This window comes from Kitasatospora sp. NPDC059462 (assembly GCF_042749955.1).
Taxonomy (GTDB): domain Bacteria; phylum Actinomycetota; class Actinomycetes; order Streptomycetales; family Streptomycetaceae; genus Kitasatospora.
Genome location: NZ_JBHYUU010000048.1, coordinates 13,962 through 28,024 on the forward strand (window position 1 = coordinate 13,962; position 14,063 = coordinate 28,024).

The 14,063-nt window shown below is 70.6% G+C and carries 16 protein-coding genes and 1 pseudogene; 11 read left to right on the top strand and 6 right to left on the bottom strand.

Features of this window, described 5'->3' with window-relative positions; genetic code table 11:
* Positions 1-123 precede the first annotated feature (123 nt).
* Positions 124-363 carry a hypothetical protein gene (locus ACFXAM_RS15230; RefSeq protein ID WP_380291235.1) on the top strand — a complete coding sequence of 80 codons (240 nt, stop codon included), beginning with the start codon at positions 124-126 and terminating at the stop codon, positions 361-363.
* A gap of 70 nt (positions 364-433) precedes the next feature.
* On the opposite strand, the gene ACFXAM_RS15235 is transcribed toward ACFXAM_RS15230, so the two are convergent.
* Positions 434-1,270: a hypothetical protein gene (locus ACFXAM_RS15235; RefSeq protein ID WP_380291237.1), complete on the bottom strand. Its 837-nt coding sequence runs from the start codon at positions 1,268-1,270 to the stop codon at positions 434-436.
* Between the two features lie 116 nt (positions 1,271-1,386).
* Between ACFXAM_RS15235 and ACFXAM_RS15240 the strand changes: the two genes are divergently transcribed.
* The 7 genes from ACFXAM_RS15240 to ACFXAM_RS15270 all read left to right on the top strand — a co-directional run bounded on the left by ACFXAM_RS15240 (position 1,387) and on the right by ACFXAM_RS15270 (position 5,681).
* Complete coding sequence (locus ACFXAM_RS15240; protein WP_380291239.1) at positions 1,387-1,839, top strand: NUDIX domain-containing protein; 453 nt, start codon at positions 1,387-1,389, stop codon at positions 1,837-1,839.
* A 73-nt stretch (positions 1,840-1,912) separates the two neighbouring features.
* Positions 1,913-2,551, top strand: a complete 639-nt coding sequence (locus ACFXAM_RS15245) for a hypothetical protein (RefSeq protein ID WP_380291241.1) — start codon at positions 1,913-1,915, stop codon at positions 2,549-2,551.
* 107 nt (positions 2,552-2,658) lie between these two features.
* Complete coding sequence (locus ACFXAM_RS15250) at positions 2,659-3,150, top strand: hypothetical protein (protein ID WP_380291242.1); 492 nt, start codon at positions 2,659-2,661, stop codon at positions 3,148-3,150.
* Between the two features lie 34 nt (positions 3,151-3,184).
* A complete protein-coding gene (locus ACFXAM_RS15255; protein ID WP_380291244.1) occupies positions 3,185-3,691 on the top strand; it encodes an AAA family ATPase in 507 nt (168 codons plus the stop codon).
* Positions 3,692-3,804: 113 nt separating this feature from the next.
* On the top strand, positions 3,805-4,560 hold the full coding sequence (locus ACFXAM_RS15260) for a hypothetical protein (RefSeq protein ID WP_380291246.1): 756 nt from the start codon (positions 3,805-3,807) through the stop codon (positions 4,558-4,560).
* Positions 4,561-4,667: 107 nt separating this feature from the next.
* On the top strand, positions 4,668-5,210 hold the full coding sequence (locus ACFXAM_RS15265; protein WP_380291248.1) for a hypothetical protein: 543 nt from the start codon (positions 4,668-4,670) through the stop codon (positions 5,208-5,210).
* Between the two features lie 24 nt (positions 5,211-5,234).
* Entirely contained in the window at positions 5,235-5,681 is a 447-nt protein-coding gene (locus ACFXAM_RS15270) for a hypothetical protein (protein ID WP_380291250.1), read from the top strand.
* 80 nt (positions 5,682-5,761) lie between these two features.
* Here ACFXAM_RS15270 and ACFXAM_RS15275 read toward each other — a convergent pair whose 3' ends face one another.
* The gene (locus ACFXAM_RS15275; RefSeq protein WP_380291252.1) at positions 5,762-6,727 is read right to left on the bottom strand and encodes a hypothetical protein; all 966 of its coding nucleotides are present in this window, start codon (positions 6,725-6,727) and stop codon (positions 5,762-5,764) included.
* Positions 6,727-7,527, bottom strand: coding sequence for a ParA family protein (locus ACFXAM_RS15280; protein ID WP_380291254.1), 801 nt, complete (start codon positions 7,525-7,527; stop codon positions 6,727-6,729). The genes ACFXAM_RS15275 and ACFXAM_RS15280 overlap by 1 nt, the downstream gene beginning before the upstream one ends.
* Positions 7,528-7,705: 178 nt before the next feature.
* On the opposite strand from ACFXAM_RS15280, the gene ACFXAM_RS15285 reads away from it, so the two are divergent.
* Both ACFXAM_RS15285 and ACFXAM_RS15290 read left to right on the top strand, forming a co-directional pair.
* Positions 7,706-8,563 (top strand): hypothetical protein, encoded by an 858-nt coding sequence (locus ACFXAM_RS15285; RefSeq protein WP_380291256.1) that lies wholly within the window; start codon positions 7,706-7,708, stop codon positions 8,561-8,563.
* Positions 8,556-8,924, top strand: coding sequence for a hypothetical protein (locus ACFXAM_RS15290; protein WP_380291258.1), 369 nt, complete (start codon positions 8,556-8,558; stop codon positions 8,922-8,924). The genes ACFXAM_RS15285 and ACFXAM_RS15290 overlap by 8 nt, the downstream gene beginning before the upstream one ends.
* 404 nt (positions 8,925-9,328) lie before the next feature.
* Here the strand turns inward: ACFXAM_RS15290 and ACFXAM_RS15295 are convergent, their stop codons facing one another.
* Positions 9,329-10,333 (bottom strand): hypothetical protein, encoded by a 1,005-nt coding sequence (locus ACFXAM_RS15295; protein WP_380291260.1) that lies wholly within the window; start codon positions 10,331-10,333, stop codon positions 9,329-9,331.
* A 215-nt stretch (positions 10,334-10,548) separates the two neighbouring features.
* On the opposite strand from ACFXAM_RS15295, the gene ACFXAM_RS15300 reads away from it, so the two are divergent.
* Positions 10,549-10,734 carry a hypothetical protein gene (locus ACFXAM_RS15300; protein WP_380291262.1) on the top strand — a complete coding sequence of 62 codons (186 nt, stop codon included), beginning with the start codon at positions 10,549-10,551 and terminating at the stop codon, positions 10,732-10,734.
* Between the two features lie 157 nt (positions 10,735-10,891).
* Here ACFXAM_RS15300 and ACFXAM_RS15305 read toward each other — a convergent pair whose 3' ends face one another.
* Together ACFXAM_RS15305 and ACFXAM_RS15310 are read right to left on the bottom strand one after the other, a co-directional pair.
* Positions 10,892-11,803 carry a Ku protein gene (locus tag ACFXAM_RS15305; RefSeq protein WP_380291264.1) on the bottom strand — a complete coding sequence of 304 codons (912 nt, stop codon included), beginning with the start codon at positions 11,801-11,803 and terminating at the stop codon, positions 10,892-10,894.
* A gap of 513 nt (positions 11,804-12,316) precedes the next feature.
* Positions 12,317-14,063: pseudogene (locus ACFXAM_RS15310) on the bottom strand (hypothetical protein); the annotation flags it as partial.

Here is a 14,063-nt window from a genome sequence, read left to right on the forward strand (position 1 = left end):
CGCTGTGCGCCCTAGGTGCCGAACGTGGAGGTCGAGTCCCGTCCTCGACGGCGGCCGCGCCCTCACCTGAACCGTGCTACCGGCATCACCGCCTGTACCCATCGACTGGAAGGACCCCGCCCGATGCCCTGGGCCATATCCCGTGACGAGCGCCTCGCCAGGCTCCGCCAGACCCTGGCCGAGAAGGGAGCCGTCCAGAACATCCTGGTGCCCGGCACCCCCGCCCACACCGGACTGCAGCACGAGATCGACGCGATCTGGGCCGAGATCAAGGTGCTCGAGGACTCCTGGAGCCTCAACCCGAAGGCCGTCCTCATCGGCCTGCTGGTCATCATCGCGATCCTGTGGCACCTGGCCACCTGATCACCCGGAAGCACATGTGCGGTGGGGCCCGCCACGACCGTGGCGGCCCCCACCGCCAAGGAGACGCGCGTCAGGAGAAGTCGATCGGCGGCAGGTCAGCCGGCACGTCCGGCCCGTAGTCCCGCCGCATCGCCAACCGCTCCGCCTCGATCTGCGCGGCCATCGCGTCGTTCTCCTCCCGGAGGATCTGCGTGTACACCACCCCGGCAGCCGGCTCCAGCGACAGGCCGGCCGCCACGCGGGCCTCGAGGTCCCGGGCGAGATGCCCGGCCAGGCGTCCCATCGGATACAGGTACCGGCCGGTCAGGTCGTGCAGCTCCAGCAGTTCCACCACCGCCCGCAGCTCGCCGGCACGCAACGGCAGCATCACCACCTCGTCGATGTCGTCCCGCAGATACTCCAGCACCCGCGCGTGAAGAGCCATCTGCTGCCGGTCGGCGAACCGCTGCTGCCACGGCTCGCTGACGGTGTGGGAGAGATAGGGGGCGAGGCGGTCGGCCAGGCCGGGCCCGCCGCCGGGGACGGCGTAGTAGGGACGTTCGGCGCTGCCGGCACTCGCCGGGTCCAGCAGCACCGCCGACAGGAACGACCTCAGCCTGGCCGGGGGCGGCACCTGGCCGTCGCTCAGCCACCGGACCCCGGCCATCAGCTCCTTGCGAGGCCGCGCCGGGTCACCGGTGAAGAAGAACCAGCCGGACACACAGTCCCACCCCAGACCGCACAGGCCGTCCGGCACCACCCGCTGGCCGACCGTGAGGTTCACCAGCACGACGGCGGAGGGCTCCTGATCCCCGGAGCCGTGGACAGCGTGCACCGCCGCCGGGACACCGTCCTCAGCCAGTGCCAGCGCCACATCGACGGCGTAGTGGCCCACGCCGTGCCGGATCCGCTCGGACTCCTCGCTCACAACCACTCCCACCGCGTCGACCGGCTCTGCCGCACCAAGCGCTCCACAGTGACACACCCTCTCGCCACTCACCACGCCCCCGACTTGCCGACCATCCAACCGACCAGGAGACCGAGATGACCGAGATCTTCGAATCGATCCGCTACACCGCCGACGTCGTCGCCATCGCGCAGGACGGCCGCGTGCTGCTGATCGAGCGGGGCTGGCCGCCCTTCGCGGGCGCGTGGGCGCTGCCCGGCGGCCACGTCGACCCCGGCGAGACCAGCCGCAACGCGGCCGCCCGCGAGCTGGCCGAGGAGACCGGGGTTCGCGTGGACGCCGCCGACCTGCTCCAGCTCGGCGTCTGGGACGAGCCCGGCCGCGACCCGCGCGGCCGCTACGTCACCGCCGCCTACCTCGCCGTCGTCCCCGCCAGCACCCCGGCCGCCGCCGGGGACGACGCCCGCACCGCCCGCTGGTGGCCCTGGAACGAGCTCCCGGAGCTGCTGGCGTTCGACCACGCCGCCATCCTCCACGCCGCCCTGCAAGGCCGGCCCGCCCCCACCAACCCCGCCAGCACCAAGGCCTGACCGGACGCTGACACCGCCCACCCACCACCGCGCCGGCCGACCGGCCGACGCCGCCACCGGATCGGAGAACGTGTTGAGCACGACGACTTGGAACGACCACCTCGCCGCCACGCCCTTCGCGGTCGAGGTCACCACCTACGGCACCCTCCACCAGGACCCGCCGCCCGGCGACGCGATCACCGTCGACCTGACCACCGCCCTGCGCAACCCGCCCGAAGACCCGCAGGTCCGCGAGCAGATGATCCGCTCCACCGGCCTCGACCAGCACGTCCTCGACTACGTCCTGGCCACCCCCGGCGCCCGCGAGATCGCCGACCGCACCGCCCGCCGGGCCCTGGCCCAGTACGTCGCGCTGCCCGGCGAGCCGGTCCGCATCCACCTGTACTGCAGGGGCGGAAGGCACCGCAGTGTGGCCGTCGGCCGCGAGACCGGCCGGCTTCTCCAGGACCTCGGCGCACACGTCACCCTGACCCACCGGCACGTCGGCCGCGACGTCGTCGAACCCCCGCTCCCCGGCACCGCCGACGTCACCGACCCGGCGGAGATGGCCCACATGCTCAACGAGCTGCGCTACCGCATCAACCGGTCCGGCTCCCTGATGCGCACCGGCTACGTCGCCGAAGCCATCGGCCACACCCGCGTCTGCTGGCACGACCCCCGCACCCGCCCCTCCCCGGCGAACAGGACCACTGACACCCCGCCCGGGCGCTGACGCTGCCCACCACCGCGTCCACCGTCCCCGTGCCAGCCAGGCCGGAGCGGTGGACGCGATGGTGCGCGGTGCCGGCCGCCCGGCCGACCCCAACCCCGGAGGTACCCGTGAACACCGCCCGCACCGCCCGCTTCGCCGCCGCCTACGCCCTGCTGCGCGCCGGGGCGGACATCGGCGACCACCTCGTCCAGTCCGACCACTGCGCCCGCACCAAGGGCGCCACCGACGCCGCGCCCGTCCAGGTCCTCGACGACGGACGGGTCATCGCGACGCACGGCACCGCCGCCGGCCGCCGCGCCTGCGCGGTCCACTGCCTGACCTACACCGGCACCCAGGCCGCGGCCCTTCTGCTCGGCGCCCGCGCGCTTGGCCTGCGGCTGCGCCCCGGCCCGGTCGCCGCCGCCCTCGCGATCAGCGGACTGACGCACTTCGCGATCGATCGCCGCGTCCCGGGCGGCCTCCTGGAGCGGTTCGCGGACGCCACCGGCAAGGGCGCGTTCTACCGACTCGCCGACCACGGCATCAACGGCGCGGCCCGCATGGACGCCGCCTGCCACCACGGCTTCGAGACCCTCGCCGCCGCTGTCCTCGCCCGATGACCCGCCACCCCACACCACCCGGGAGACCACCAGCATGACGACCACCCAGACCCGAGCCCTGGACGCCGTCCGGAACGCCGGCGACCTCGTCGCCGTGATCGGCGCCAGCGCCTCCGGCAAGACCACGCTGCTCGCCGCCGCCGGGATCCCCTCCCACCAGATCGTCTCCCTCGACCGGCTGCGCGCCGCCGTTTCCGAGCCGGGCGACCAGAGCGCCACCCCCGACGCCGTCCTCCTCCAGCACCACATCCTCACCATGCGGCTGCGCCGGGGCCACACGACCTACGTCGACAACACCTCCGTCGAAGCCGCTCACCGGGCGCAGCTGGTGGAGCTGGCGCACCAGCACGGCTGCCGGGCCGTCGCGATCCACCTCGACCTCCCCCTCCCGGACTGCCTCTCGCGCAACGCGCGGCGCGCCGCCGAGGCGCGGGTGCCCGAGGACGTCCTGCGCTACCAGCACCGGATGGCCCGCGACGCCCGTGACCTTCTCCCCCGTGAGGGCTGGGACGAGATCCGCCACCACCGCACCGGGCACTGACGCTGCCCACCACCGCACCCCGCCCCCGTGCCAGCCAGGCCCGGGTTGCGGCGCGCGGTGGTGCGCGGCGCGGCCGCCCGGCCGGCACCCACCCCGCCCCCTCGGAGGCACCCGTGACCAACACCCTGCGAACCCGCCTGGCCCGCACCGCCCTCGACACCGCCGACAGCCTCGCCACCGTCACCGCTGGCGCCGCCGCCGGCCTCACCACCTACCGCACCCTCACCACCCGCGCCGCGGAGACCCGCATCACCCTCGCCCTCGCCGCCGGCACCCTCGCCGCCGTCCTCACCGACCACCACGCCTACAAGGCCCTCACCCCCCTGCGCCGCCGCCTCGGCGCCGAGCACCACGCCCCGGCCCGCCCGGCGGCCCCGACGCCCACCCGGGAGCAGCTGGCCGCCGACGCCCGGGCCGACGCCGCGCACCGGGCCGCCTCCGGCGCCAGCCGGCTCGACTACAGCCACGGCTCCCTCACCAAGGCCGAGAACTGGATCGGCGAGCCGGACGGCAGCGCGACGTGCGAGATCACGCCCACCGCCCGCCTGCTGGCCCTCCCGCGCCCGACCGACCGCGAAGGCTACAACAGCCGCACCTACCTGCTCGCCCGGGACGGCGAGCGGTCGGTCCCGGTGCACAGCCTCGGCGAACTGACCGTCCTCCTGGAGGCCCCCGCCGCCGACACGGCACAGCCCGCCGACAGCAAGAACCAGGACGGCGACCCGTGGCAGGCCATCGGCAAGGACCTCGCCATCGCCGAACTCCGCGGCCCGGCCGCCGACGACGACCAGGCCGACGAGGACAACGAGGACAACGAGGACGAGGACGTCGACCAGGAGGCGCAGGCCCACGCCGCCGGCCTGCTGTAGCCGACCGCTCCCGGCCCCCGCACGCCCCACCCGACCACGCGCCACCACCCCGGCCCCGTCCCTCACCCCAGCGGGCCGGGGCCGACCCGTCGAAGGTGACACCGGACATGACCACCACCCCCGCCCTCACCCAGGCCGGCCGCCGAGGCCTGTTCACCACCGACCCCGCCGACAGGCTGCGCCCCGGCAGCCCGGACCAGGCCTGGGAGCTCTGGCTCACCGGCCCCGACACTCTGCTTCCGATGCCCGACCTCGTCACCGCGCTGATGGCCGCCACCGAGCACAACGCCCTGGCCGCCGACCTCGACGACGGCTCCCCCCTACAGCCCGCCACCCACGCCCTGGTCCTCCACCACGGCTACGCCTGGCGCCGCGAAGGCGCGGCTCGCCCGGGCGCCGGCACCGCCGTCCCGTCGCTGTGCTGGACCGCGAAGTGCGGTATCTGCGGGGACCTGGTCGAGGACGAGTTCATCCCCCGCCACGAATCCCCCGAGGCCGCGGCCACCGACGCCGTCGGCCGCGAGTGGGACGAGCTCCCCGACGGCCGGCTGGTGTGCGACCGCGCCGACGAAGCCCACGACGAAGCGCGCGCCCAGGCCCGCACCGAGGACACCTCCGGGCCGGACGAGAACCAGCTCACCTTCCTCTAGCCCGCTGACCTGACGGAGGACCACATGCACCGGCCCGTCATCGAACCCACCCCCGACAGCCCCGCCAGTCAGGCCGTCGGCGTAGACCTGGACGGCACGCTCGCCGACGCCTCGGCCGGCTGGATGGGCGGTCGCATCGGCCTGCCCCTGCCGGGCGCGATCGAAGCGCTGCGGCTGCTCGCCCGACACCGCGCGGTCTTCGTCTACACGGCAAGGCCGCGATGCTTTTTGCCCGACGTCGCCGACTGGATCACCTGGTACAGCGGGATCCACGCCTTCGTCGACCCCAACCCCGAGCGGGCGTATTACACGGCAGTCGGCGGCCCGGTCCTGGTCACCAGCACCAAGCTTGGCGCGGCCTGCTACATCGACGACCGCGCAGTCCACCATGCGGGCGACTGGGGGGCGACCTTCGCCGCCGTCGCTCGCGCGATCGGCCTCGACCGCGCGGGGATTCTCGTTCAGGTTTGACCGGACCAAATCGAAGGGCCCGCCTCCCCCGACAGTGCCGGGGGAGGCGGGCCCTTCGTGCTTCTAGACGCCGCTGACGGTCAGCTCACGATCTCCGCGTCCACCGGAGCCGCCGCGACTGCCGCAGCCGCCGCTTTCTTGGCGGCCGTCAAGCGCTTGGCGAGGCGCTGCAGCTCAGTCTCGAGATCCTCCAGGTGCCGATGAGCCGCAGCCGGGTTAGCCTCCACCGCGGGCTTCAGTGCGCGAGGAGCGATCAGTGAAGCCACCCGCTCCCGCAGCACAGCCGCCGAGCGGCTCAAGTCGCGAAGCTGTGCCGCGCCCGGCTGCTCCTCGGATCGGGGGTCAGAAATTTCTGACCTCTGCCCACTGGGGACGGGGTCTGAAATTTCTGACCCCGTGTTCTGCCCGGGGATGGACGCCGCTGTCAACTCCTCGGCGAGCTCGACCAGCCGGGCCGCAGTGGGGCGCTTCTTCCCCTGCTCGACCGCTTCAGCGACACCCAGCTCGACCACCGTGCGGGCCGTCTTCAGGTCATGCGAGGCAATAACCGAAGCCACCGCCTTACGAGCCGAGGCCCGGCTCAGATGCTGGGCGAGGTCCGGTCCCAATTCCGCTACGGCCCGCGTCCGGGCGGCGTCCTGCATCAGCTCGAAGACGTATTTCTCGTCGACGTCCAGAACACCGGAAGCCCACACTGCGAAGTTCGTGTGGCCGGCGACCACGTGCAGCTCCCGCTGCTGGGCGACCTCCAGCAAGACGCCCTTGTTGAGCATCACGAAGTCCTCGGCCCGCCGCCCGAGACCGTCGATCTCGACCAGCCGCTCGGTGACGTAGGCGAGCTGCTCCTCCGGAGTGCCAGTGATGTCCTCCGCGGTGAGCACCCGGCCGCCGGCGAACACGCTCGGCGCGCCCTGGGTGTCCACGATCGCTGGGAGCGCAGAGGGGGCGGCCTGCTGCTGCAGTTCGGCCGGCACCGCGGGATCCACGGCGGAGTCCGGTGCCTTCTTCAGTCGGCTCGTGCCGGCGGCGATCAGCTTGTTGGCCATCAGAGGGTCACTCCCGATGCGGTGAGGATTCGGTCATAGGCATCCGCCAGGGCCTGGGCCTCCTTGCCGGAGGTTGCGGTGATCGGCACACAGGCGAACCGCGTCTGCTGGCGCACCGCATGCCGGGGAATCGCGAGATCGTCGCGGTACAGCTCCCCGTACGTCTCTGCCAGATACTCCCCTATGGCGTCCTTCAGAGTGCTCCGCCCGCCGGGGACGATAGAGGGGACGATGCCCACCACCCGAAGGTCCGGGTTCATGCCGAGATCCTTGACCAGCTTGATGGTCGCGAGGGCCTCCTTGGCGCCGATCCGGCCGTCCTCGTCGAGCGTCGCCGGGATGACGACGTCCGTCGCCGCGACGAGAGCCGAGGTGACGAGCTTGCCGCCGGCGCGCGGCGGCAGGTCCAGAATGCCGACCGACCCAGGCTTTATGGCGCCCTTCAGGGCGAGCCGCAGCCGGAACTCGAGCCCCACGGCGACGTTGTCCGTCTCACGGTTCGCCAGAGCGCGCTCCGCCGCGATCACCTGAACCCCCGGCCACGCGTCGGACGCCGGCGCGAACGCCTCGGCCGCCAGCCCGGTCTCGCCCTTCGGGTCGAGCGCGAGCAGGTCGTTCATCGTGAAGGCCGGTGCCTCCTCCTCGGAGATGCCCAGCTCGGAGGTAAACGTGCCCCGGGGATCGAGGTCCCCGGCGACCACATCCAACGCCCGCTTGCGGGCCGCAGCTGTCAGCCCGGCCGCCAGGGCGCTCTTGCCGACGCCGCCCTTCTCGCTGTAGACCGCGATCACTCTGCTCATGCCCGGCCCCTCTGACCGTCAAAAATCCGATACACGAGAGGCAGGCTATCTGGAGCGTCAGGCTATGCAGGGAACGGCATGCGGACCTTGACGCTCGGCGCAGGGCGTTGGCGCCCCGTGCTGCACCGAGATGACCGCAGTCGACTTGGCCTCGTAGCGATCGCGGTTTCGTCACGGCATGTACCACCAGCTTCGAACTGTCGGTGCGATGGCGTACGGTGCCGACGTGCAGAGCTCCGATTGGATAGCCCTCGGCTCAATTGCCGCAACCCTCGCTGTCGGCGGCGCCGCCGGCGCCCTCGCCGTCCGGGCGAACGGGCGTAGCCGGGATGCGAACTCGACTGCTGAGCGAGCCCTTCGGGTCGCCCGGGAAAGTGCTCTCGAAGCGAAGAAGACTCGGCTCGCCGCGAACGCGCCGAAGCTGTGGGTAGCGCCCGGAGAAGTCCTGTGGCCGCCGATCCAGATGGGGGTAGCGGCTGACGCTCCGGGGGCCCCGTGGCCGCAGGACAACGAGTTCCGTACCCCTGCGGACAGTCAGGTGCCCATCGGATTGAGGTACTCGTTCACAGTAAAGAACATCGGTCCCGAGACCATGATCACCGTGACTGGACGGTTCGCCGCGAATGACCCTCGCCACCAGTTGGCTTCTTTCGGTGCTGTGGAACTCGTCCTCGCCACCAACGATTCGGTCACGTTCGAGATGGAAGAGCACCGGCCGCTCTCGGACTGGATCTCGCAGTACAGGCAACGGTACGAGCAGTCCCAGGCCGGGGACGTGGAACTGATGGCCGGTGTCGGATACAACGACGGCCAGGACGAGGGCGTCATCGGGCATATCGCCATCAGGGTGGCATGCAATGGAATTGAGCCAGTTCCGGAACACGGAGAATCCTGGAGGTTCGCCAGCCAGGCCCGCATCACGGCGAGCTACGAGTGGCCACCCACCCGCGTCTCGGTCCTTCCCGCAGTTCAGAACTACTACCAGTCCAAGAGCGCCAACATGCCTCTTGAACTTCCGGAGGCTACCAATGGCTGAGGACCGACGACCGATCAACAACAGCGACTTCGAGCGGATCTATGCCGTTCTCCACGCGCTTCGGGCGAAGGCGTTCGAGGGTGATGAGGACCGCCCCGTGTGGGAGATCCTTCACGAACTACACGAAGAATATGTCGAAGGTCGGCCAGTCCCGCTGGATGACCTGATTGGAGACGAGGGTGCCAGCCGAGAGATCACGCACGCTCTGATCGTGCTGGAAGTCCTGAAACGTGGGGAGAACATGGTCCCGGCCGGACGTCCGATGGCCGTTGAGAGGCGGTGCGCGACCCCTGGCTGTCCCAACACCACCGTGGCAGCTCTGTGCTGGCACTGCGAGATACGGCAGGACGGCAACTTGTAGTACGGGCAGACGGCCTTCTTTCCCATCCGTCGACCGGCCGGTGCCTGCTGATGATGGCCAATCTTGCCCTACTGAAGCGCTGCCTTGACCGACGTAGGGAAGACGGCTTGGACCGATGTAGTCGCTCCTCCGCTGCGGACCATCGACAGCCTGATGCCGTTGACCCACCGAAGCTGTGACAACGACATCACGGCCTACGGCCCGTGTCCGATCAGGAAGCAGCGTTGTGGCGGCGGCTGGCGTGTTAGAGGCGTGCTGGAGCTGGTCGCGGGTCATGGCGGAGCGGCCGGGGATCTTGAGGTCGAGGGCGCGCTGGTAGAGCTCAGACCCGAGATCGTGCAGATCGTTCACTAGCGAATGGGGCCACACCGTCCGCAACACGCGAGCGGTGCGGCCTGCGGTGCTTACATGCCGTGACAAGGCCACGGCGACGTCGGCATGTTGACGTCGTCGGGCGGGGGTGAGTGCGGGCCGACGCCCTCGCACGTACTTGGCGCACCCTTTCTGAGCCCTCCGACAGCCGGGAGGCCGAGGACCGACGGCGTCGGCGTTCCCTGCATCTCGTTCGGGAACGCCTCGTGCCGGTAACGGCGGTAGGTCGGGTAGACGGTCACGCGGATCCCTTCGGGGTGGGACAGGCGCCAGTGGCTGTTCCGCTGGGGAACGGGTTCGACCGGACGTCCGGCGAGCACGATCTTCACGGAGTCGATGACCCCGAACTCGCTCGCGTCCATGCTCGTCAGGAACATGGTGCTGCTGCCGGGCTGCGTGTCCCCGTGCGCGGCGTGGCCGGCGGCCCAGTCGCCGATGGGGAGGCCGGCGGCCCACTCGAACAGGGCGCTCTCGCCGGGGCGCAGAACGTGTTCGCGGTGGAGGTAGGTCTCTCCCGGGATTCCGACGACCGGCGGGCAGGGAATCGTCACGCCGGGGATGAGCGGGCTCTGGCCTTCGATGAAGCGGCCTTCGCCTTTCAAGTGGACGCGGGTCGTGCTCTTGCCCTCGTTGGTGACGACGGCCCGCAGACGGAACCACATCAGCATGTGCTCGTTCTCGGGGAAGACGAACTCGCCCCTGGCCTCCTCGGAGCTGTGGAGCGACATGCTGTCGAGCATCCGGCGGTCGCTGCCGAGGGGCATGCCGCTGCGGCCGCGGTCGATGAACGGGGGCCAGGGCGCCTGCTCGGGGAGGACCGTCAGACGTGGGGCCAGGGCGTCGATCCTCGCCCTCACGGACTCGGCGACCGTGGCCTGCGCGGCGTCGGCCGCGCGGACGGCGGCCTCGGTCGATTGCTGTCCGAGGCGTAGCTGGTGCGCGAGGGCTTTCAGCTGCCATCCGCCGAAGCCGACCAGGAGCAGGGTGGCTATGGATGCGAGGGCCGTCCCGAGATCGGCCCAGTTCTCAAGGGTCACGGCCGTCACTCTGGCACAGCCGCGCAGAACTATAAACGTCCCGGCCGCCGGCACCGGGACGGGACCCTTCCTCGTGCATTATCGCCTGCGGAATTCGCGGGGCCAGGATGAGGTCAAGCCCTCGGCCGTACTCGTCACCCGCGGGCAGGCTGCTGTCGGAAGGCCTGCCCGCACCTCGAAGGGGCGATCCGCCGCTTCGAGAGAGAGGCCGTCCGATGACCCTCCACGCCCTCCTGCAGTTCCTCACCGAGGCCGCCGCCGACCCCACCGGTCCGCAGGCCCGCCAGCTCGCCAGCCTCGCCTTCCACGCGTACCGGCTAGCCCGGGCCGGTGTCGGCGCCGTCCGGTTCCTGCGCGATCTGCGCCGCCGGTCGGGCGCCAGGGCCGACTCACGCGAGTAGGACCCTGCTGAGCGTCGGCGCCCGCTGAGGGAGCGCCGGAGGGGCTGCTCCTCTGGAAGAGGAGCGGACACGCCGCTGCGAAGGAATCTCGGGCCGGGATGCCACCGGCATTCCGGCGTCTCCTTCACGAACCGGCGCCGGGCCGCTGATCCGGTGGCTACCCGGTTCGCGCAGGCCCACCGGGTTCCTCGGTACCTGCGGCCTTCTCGGACTCGGCCGCAGCGGCCCTGGTGGCCGGGGGCTTGGCGGTGCTGGTGCTCTTCACTGCTTCGCTGGTCTTCGGGTGCTGCGCCTGGGCATCGGCGAGGGCGCGTTCCAGCAGGGCCATGAGGTCCGCGGCGGTGCCGCCAGGTGGCAGGACACGCGAGTCGGGAGCGTGCGGGGGCTCGAGGCCAGCGAGGCGGGCTTCAACGACCTGCTCCAGGGCGTGGGCGTACTCGTCGTGCTCGGCCTCGATCCGGAGGTCCTCGGTGATGGCGTCCATGAGGGTCCGGGCGAGCTGTACTTCCTTGGGTCGCGGCTGGACGTCCTGCGGGGCGATGCCGGCGGGGTCACGGATCTCGTCCGGCCAGAGCAGGGTCTGCAGCACGATGACGTTCTCGCGCACCCGCAGGACGGCCAGGCACTCGCGGGTCCGGATCGCCACCCGGGCGACGGCGACCTGCCCGGCCTCCAGCATGGCCTGGCGCAGCAGCGCGTACGGGCGGGCGCCGGCCGGACTGGACGGCCCCAGGTAGTAGGCCTTGTCGTAGTTGACCGGATCCACCCGGTCCGCGTCGAGGAAGCCCAGGACCCGGATCTCCTTGGCGGTGGCGAGCGGGAGGTCGGCGAGGTCGTCATGCGTCAGGACGACCATGCGCCCGTCCGGGGCCTCGTATCCGCGGGCCACGTCCTCGAACGGCACCTCCGCCTCGTCCAGCTCGCAGACGCGCTTCTGCCGGATCCTGCCGCCGTCGACGGCGTGGACCTGGTGCAGCGGCACCGTGTGCCGCCCGGTCGCCGCGTAGACGGTCACCGGGATCGACACCAGCGAGAAGCTGACGGTCATCTTGGCGATCGCGTTCGGCATCGCACGCCTCCTCCCCTTCCATGCTGCACCTGCCTTCTGAGATCGGGACGCCCTCGCCACCAAGGTGTGCCGAAGCGCGGTAGGTATCACCGATGACGTCCGCCGCCCTGCTGCTCCAAGTAAACGAAGCACTGCATGTGTCACCAGATCGGCGCGTTTGTTGTCACCTACATCACCGCAAGCACGGAACTTGTCACCGGCCTGGTGTCGGTGATGGGTGAAGACTGATCACTGGTAGGCGCCCCGCTGGTCCTTCGATGACGGCCAGCCCTGGAGACGGCGACTCGCAGGACTCTCCCGACGTCGGGCTGGGAGGGTGTCGGGTCGGCGGCACTGGGACAACGGAGATTCAGGGGCGTCCAGGTCCGTAGGAGAGCACGGGCCCGCACCAGCAGACCTCGTTCCGGCGAGACCACGCAGGTCATTGACGTCCACCTGGCCAAAGCCTTTGACGGGCTGTCCCGGCCTACGGCGGCGTGTGTGACCCGTACGGTGCGTGTATGTGCCGGCGGGTCAAACGTCGCAGAGGTGCCACGGCAAATCGGAGTCGGGCAGGTAGACCGCCGCGTCTTCGAATGTAAGGCCTTCGCCGACGGTCTTGCAGATGATTCCGATCGCGGTTTCCGGTGCGGCATAGGGCCATAGTCGCGCGGTGTTGTCCGCCCCGCCCGTGGCGAGGCCGCGGCCGTCGGGACTGAACGCCACGGACAGCACGTCGCCGCTGTGGCCGGCGAGGGTGGTGAGGACCGAGCCCGTGGCGACGTCCAACAAGCGCGCTGTGCTGTCCGCGCCGACGGCGGCGAGGGTGCGTCCGTCGGGGCTGAAAGCCACCGCCCTCACGGGGGTGATCGCCTTGAGGAGGGTGCGGGAAATGGTGTGGGTGGCCAGGTCCCACAACTGCACGGTGTTAACACTGACAGTGGCGAGGCTGCGGCCGTCGGGGCTGAACGCCATGTAATTCACACCGCCCGGTTGGATGGCCATGGAGGTGGAGGTGCCGGTGGTCACGTTCCATAGCCGGATGGTGCCGGCGTGTTCAGCGGCGGCGAGGGTGTGTCCGTCGGGGCTGAACGCCACCGAGTCCAGGATTTCGTCGTTGCCAGGGAGGGCGGTGGCGGCGGTGCGGGTGGCGACGTTCCACAGCTCCACGAGGTCGTAGAAGCCGTTGGTGGCGAGGGTGCGCCCGTCGGGGCTGAACGCCATCGAGACCACGGGGCTCTTACTGGTGAGCTTGGCAGTAAGGGAGCCGCTGGTCACGTCCCAAAGCCGGATGATTCGGTTGAATTCGATGGCGGTGGCGAGGGTGCGTCCGTCGGGGCTGAACGCCATCGAGTACCTGCTGAAGCCGAAACGGTACATTTTCTCCTTGGCGGGGTCGGGGGGGCCGTCATCCAGAATTCGGGCATCCAGAATTCTGAGAGTGGTGCGTGTGGTCATGTCCCACAGGCGTGTCGTGCCGTCGCGTCCGGCGGTGGCGAGGGTGCGTCCGTCGGGGCTGAACGCCACAGATTCCACGGCACTGGCGTGGCCTGTGAGCGTGGTGACGGTGGGGCGGGTGACCGCGTCCCACAGGCGTGCCGAGCGGTCTTGGCCGGTTGTGGCCAGGGTACGTCCGTCGGGACTGAACGCCACAGATTCCACGGCATCTTTGTGGCCGGCGAGGGTGGTGATGGTGGTGCGTGTGGTCATGTCCCACAGGCGTGCCGTGCCGTCGAGTCCGGCGGTGGCGAGGGTGTGTCCGTCGGGGCTGAACGCCACCGAGTTCACGGCACTGGCGTGGCCTGTGAGCATGATGGGGGCGGGGACGTTGGCGGGAGCGGTCACGTCCCACAGTCGTACAGTGTTGTCGCTGCCGGCACTGGCGAGCGTGTGCCCATCAGGACTGAACGCCACCGAGTTCACCCTGTCGGTGTGGCCGGTGAGCGTGGTGGGGGCGGGGACGTTGGCGGGAGCGGTCACGTCCCACAGCCGCACGACATTGTCGGCTTTTTTGGCAGCATCGGCATCGCGGCTGTAAGCAGTGGCGAGGGTGCGTCCGTCGGGACTGAACGCCACCGACGTCACGACGCCGGTGTAGCCAGTAAGGGTGCTGGGGGCGGGGACGTTGGCGGGGGTGGTCACGTTCCACAGTCGTACAGTGTTGTCGTTGCTGGCACTGGCGAGCATGTGCCCATCAGGACTGAACGCCACCGAGTTCACCCTGTCGGTGTGGCCGGTGAGCGTGGTGGGGGCGGGGACGTTGGCGGGAGCGGTCACGTCC

Coding starts and splice junctions, on each gene's coding strand:
- ACFXAM_RS15300 (WP_380291262.1), top strand. CDS start 10,549: ATGACCCTCCACGCCCTCCTGCAGTTCCTCACCGAGGCCGCCGCCGAC.
- ACFXAM_RS15275 (WP_380291252.1), bottom strand. CDS start 6,727: ATGGCCAACAAGCTGATCGCCGCCGGCACGAGCCGACTGAAGAAGGCA.
- ACFXAM_RS15305 (WP_380291264.1), bottom strand. CDS start 11,803: ATGCCGAACGCGATCGCCAAGATGACCGTCAGCTTCTCGCTGGTGTCG.
- ACFXAM_RS15265 (WP_380291248.1), top strand. CDS start 4,668: ATGACCACCACCCCCGCCCTCACCCAGGCCGGCCGCCGAGGCCTGTTC.
- ACFXAM_RS15280 (WP_380291254.1), bottom strand. CDS start 7,527: ATGAGCAGAGTGATCGCGGTCTACAGCGAGAAGGGCGGCGTCGGCAAG.
- ACFXAM_RS15255 (WP_380291244.1), top strand. CDS start 3,185: ATGACGACCACCCAGACCCGAGCCCTGGACGCCGTCCGGAACGCCGGC.
- ACFXAM_RS15230 (WP_380291235.1), top strand. CDS start 124: ATGCCCTGGGCCATATCCCGTGACGAGCGCCTCGCCAGGCTCCGCCAG.
- ACFXAM_RS15290 (WP_380291258.1), top strand. CDS start 8,556: ATGGCTGAGGACCGACGACCGATCAACAACAGCGACTTCGAGCGGATC.
- ACFXAM_RS15270 (WP_380291250.1), top strand. CDS start 5,235: ATGCACCGGCCCGTCATCGAACCCACCCCCGACAGCCCCGCCAGTCAG.
- ACFXAM_RS15240 (WP_380291239.1), top strand. CDS start 1,387: ATGACCGAGATCTTCGAATCGATCCGCTACACCGCCGACGTCGTCGCC.
- ACFXAM_RS15285 (WP_380291256.1), top strand. CDS start 7,706: ATGTACCACCAGCTTCGAACTGTCGGTGCGATGGCGTACGGTGCCGAC.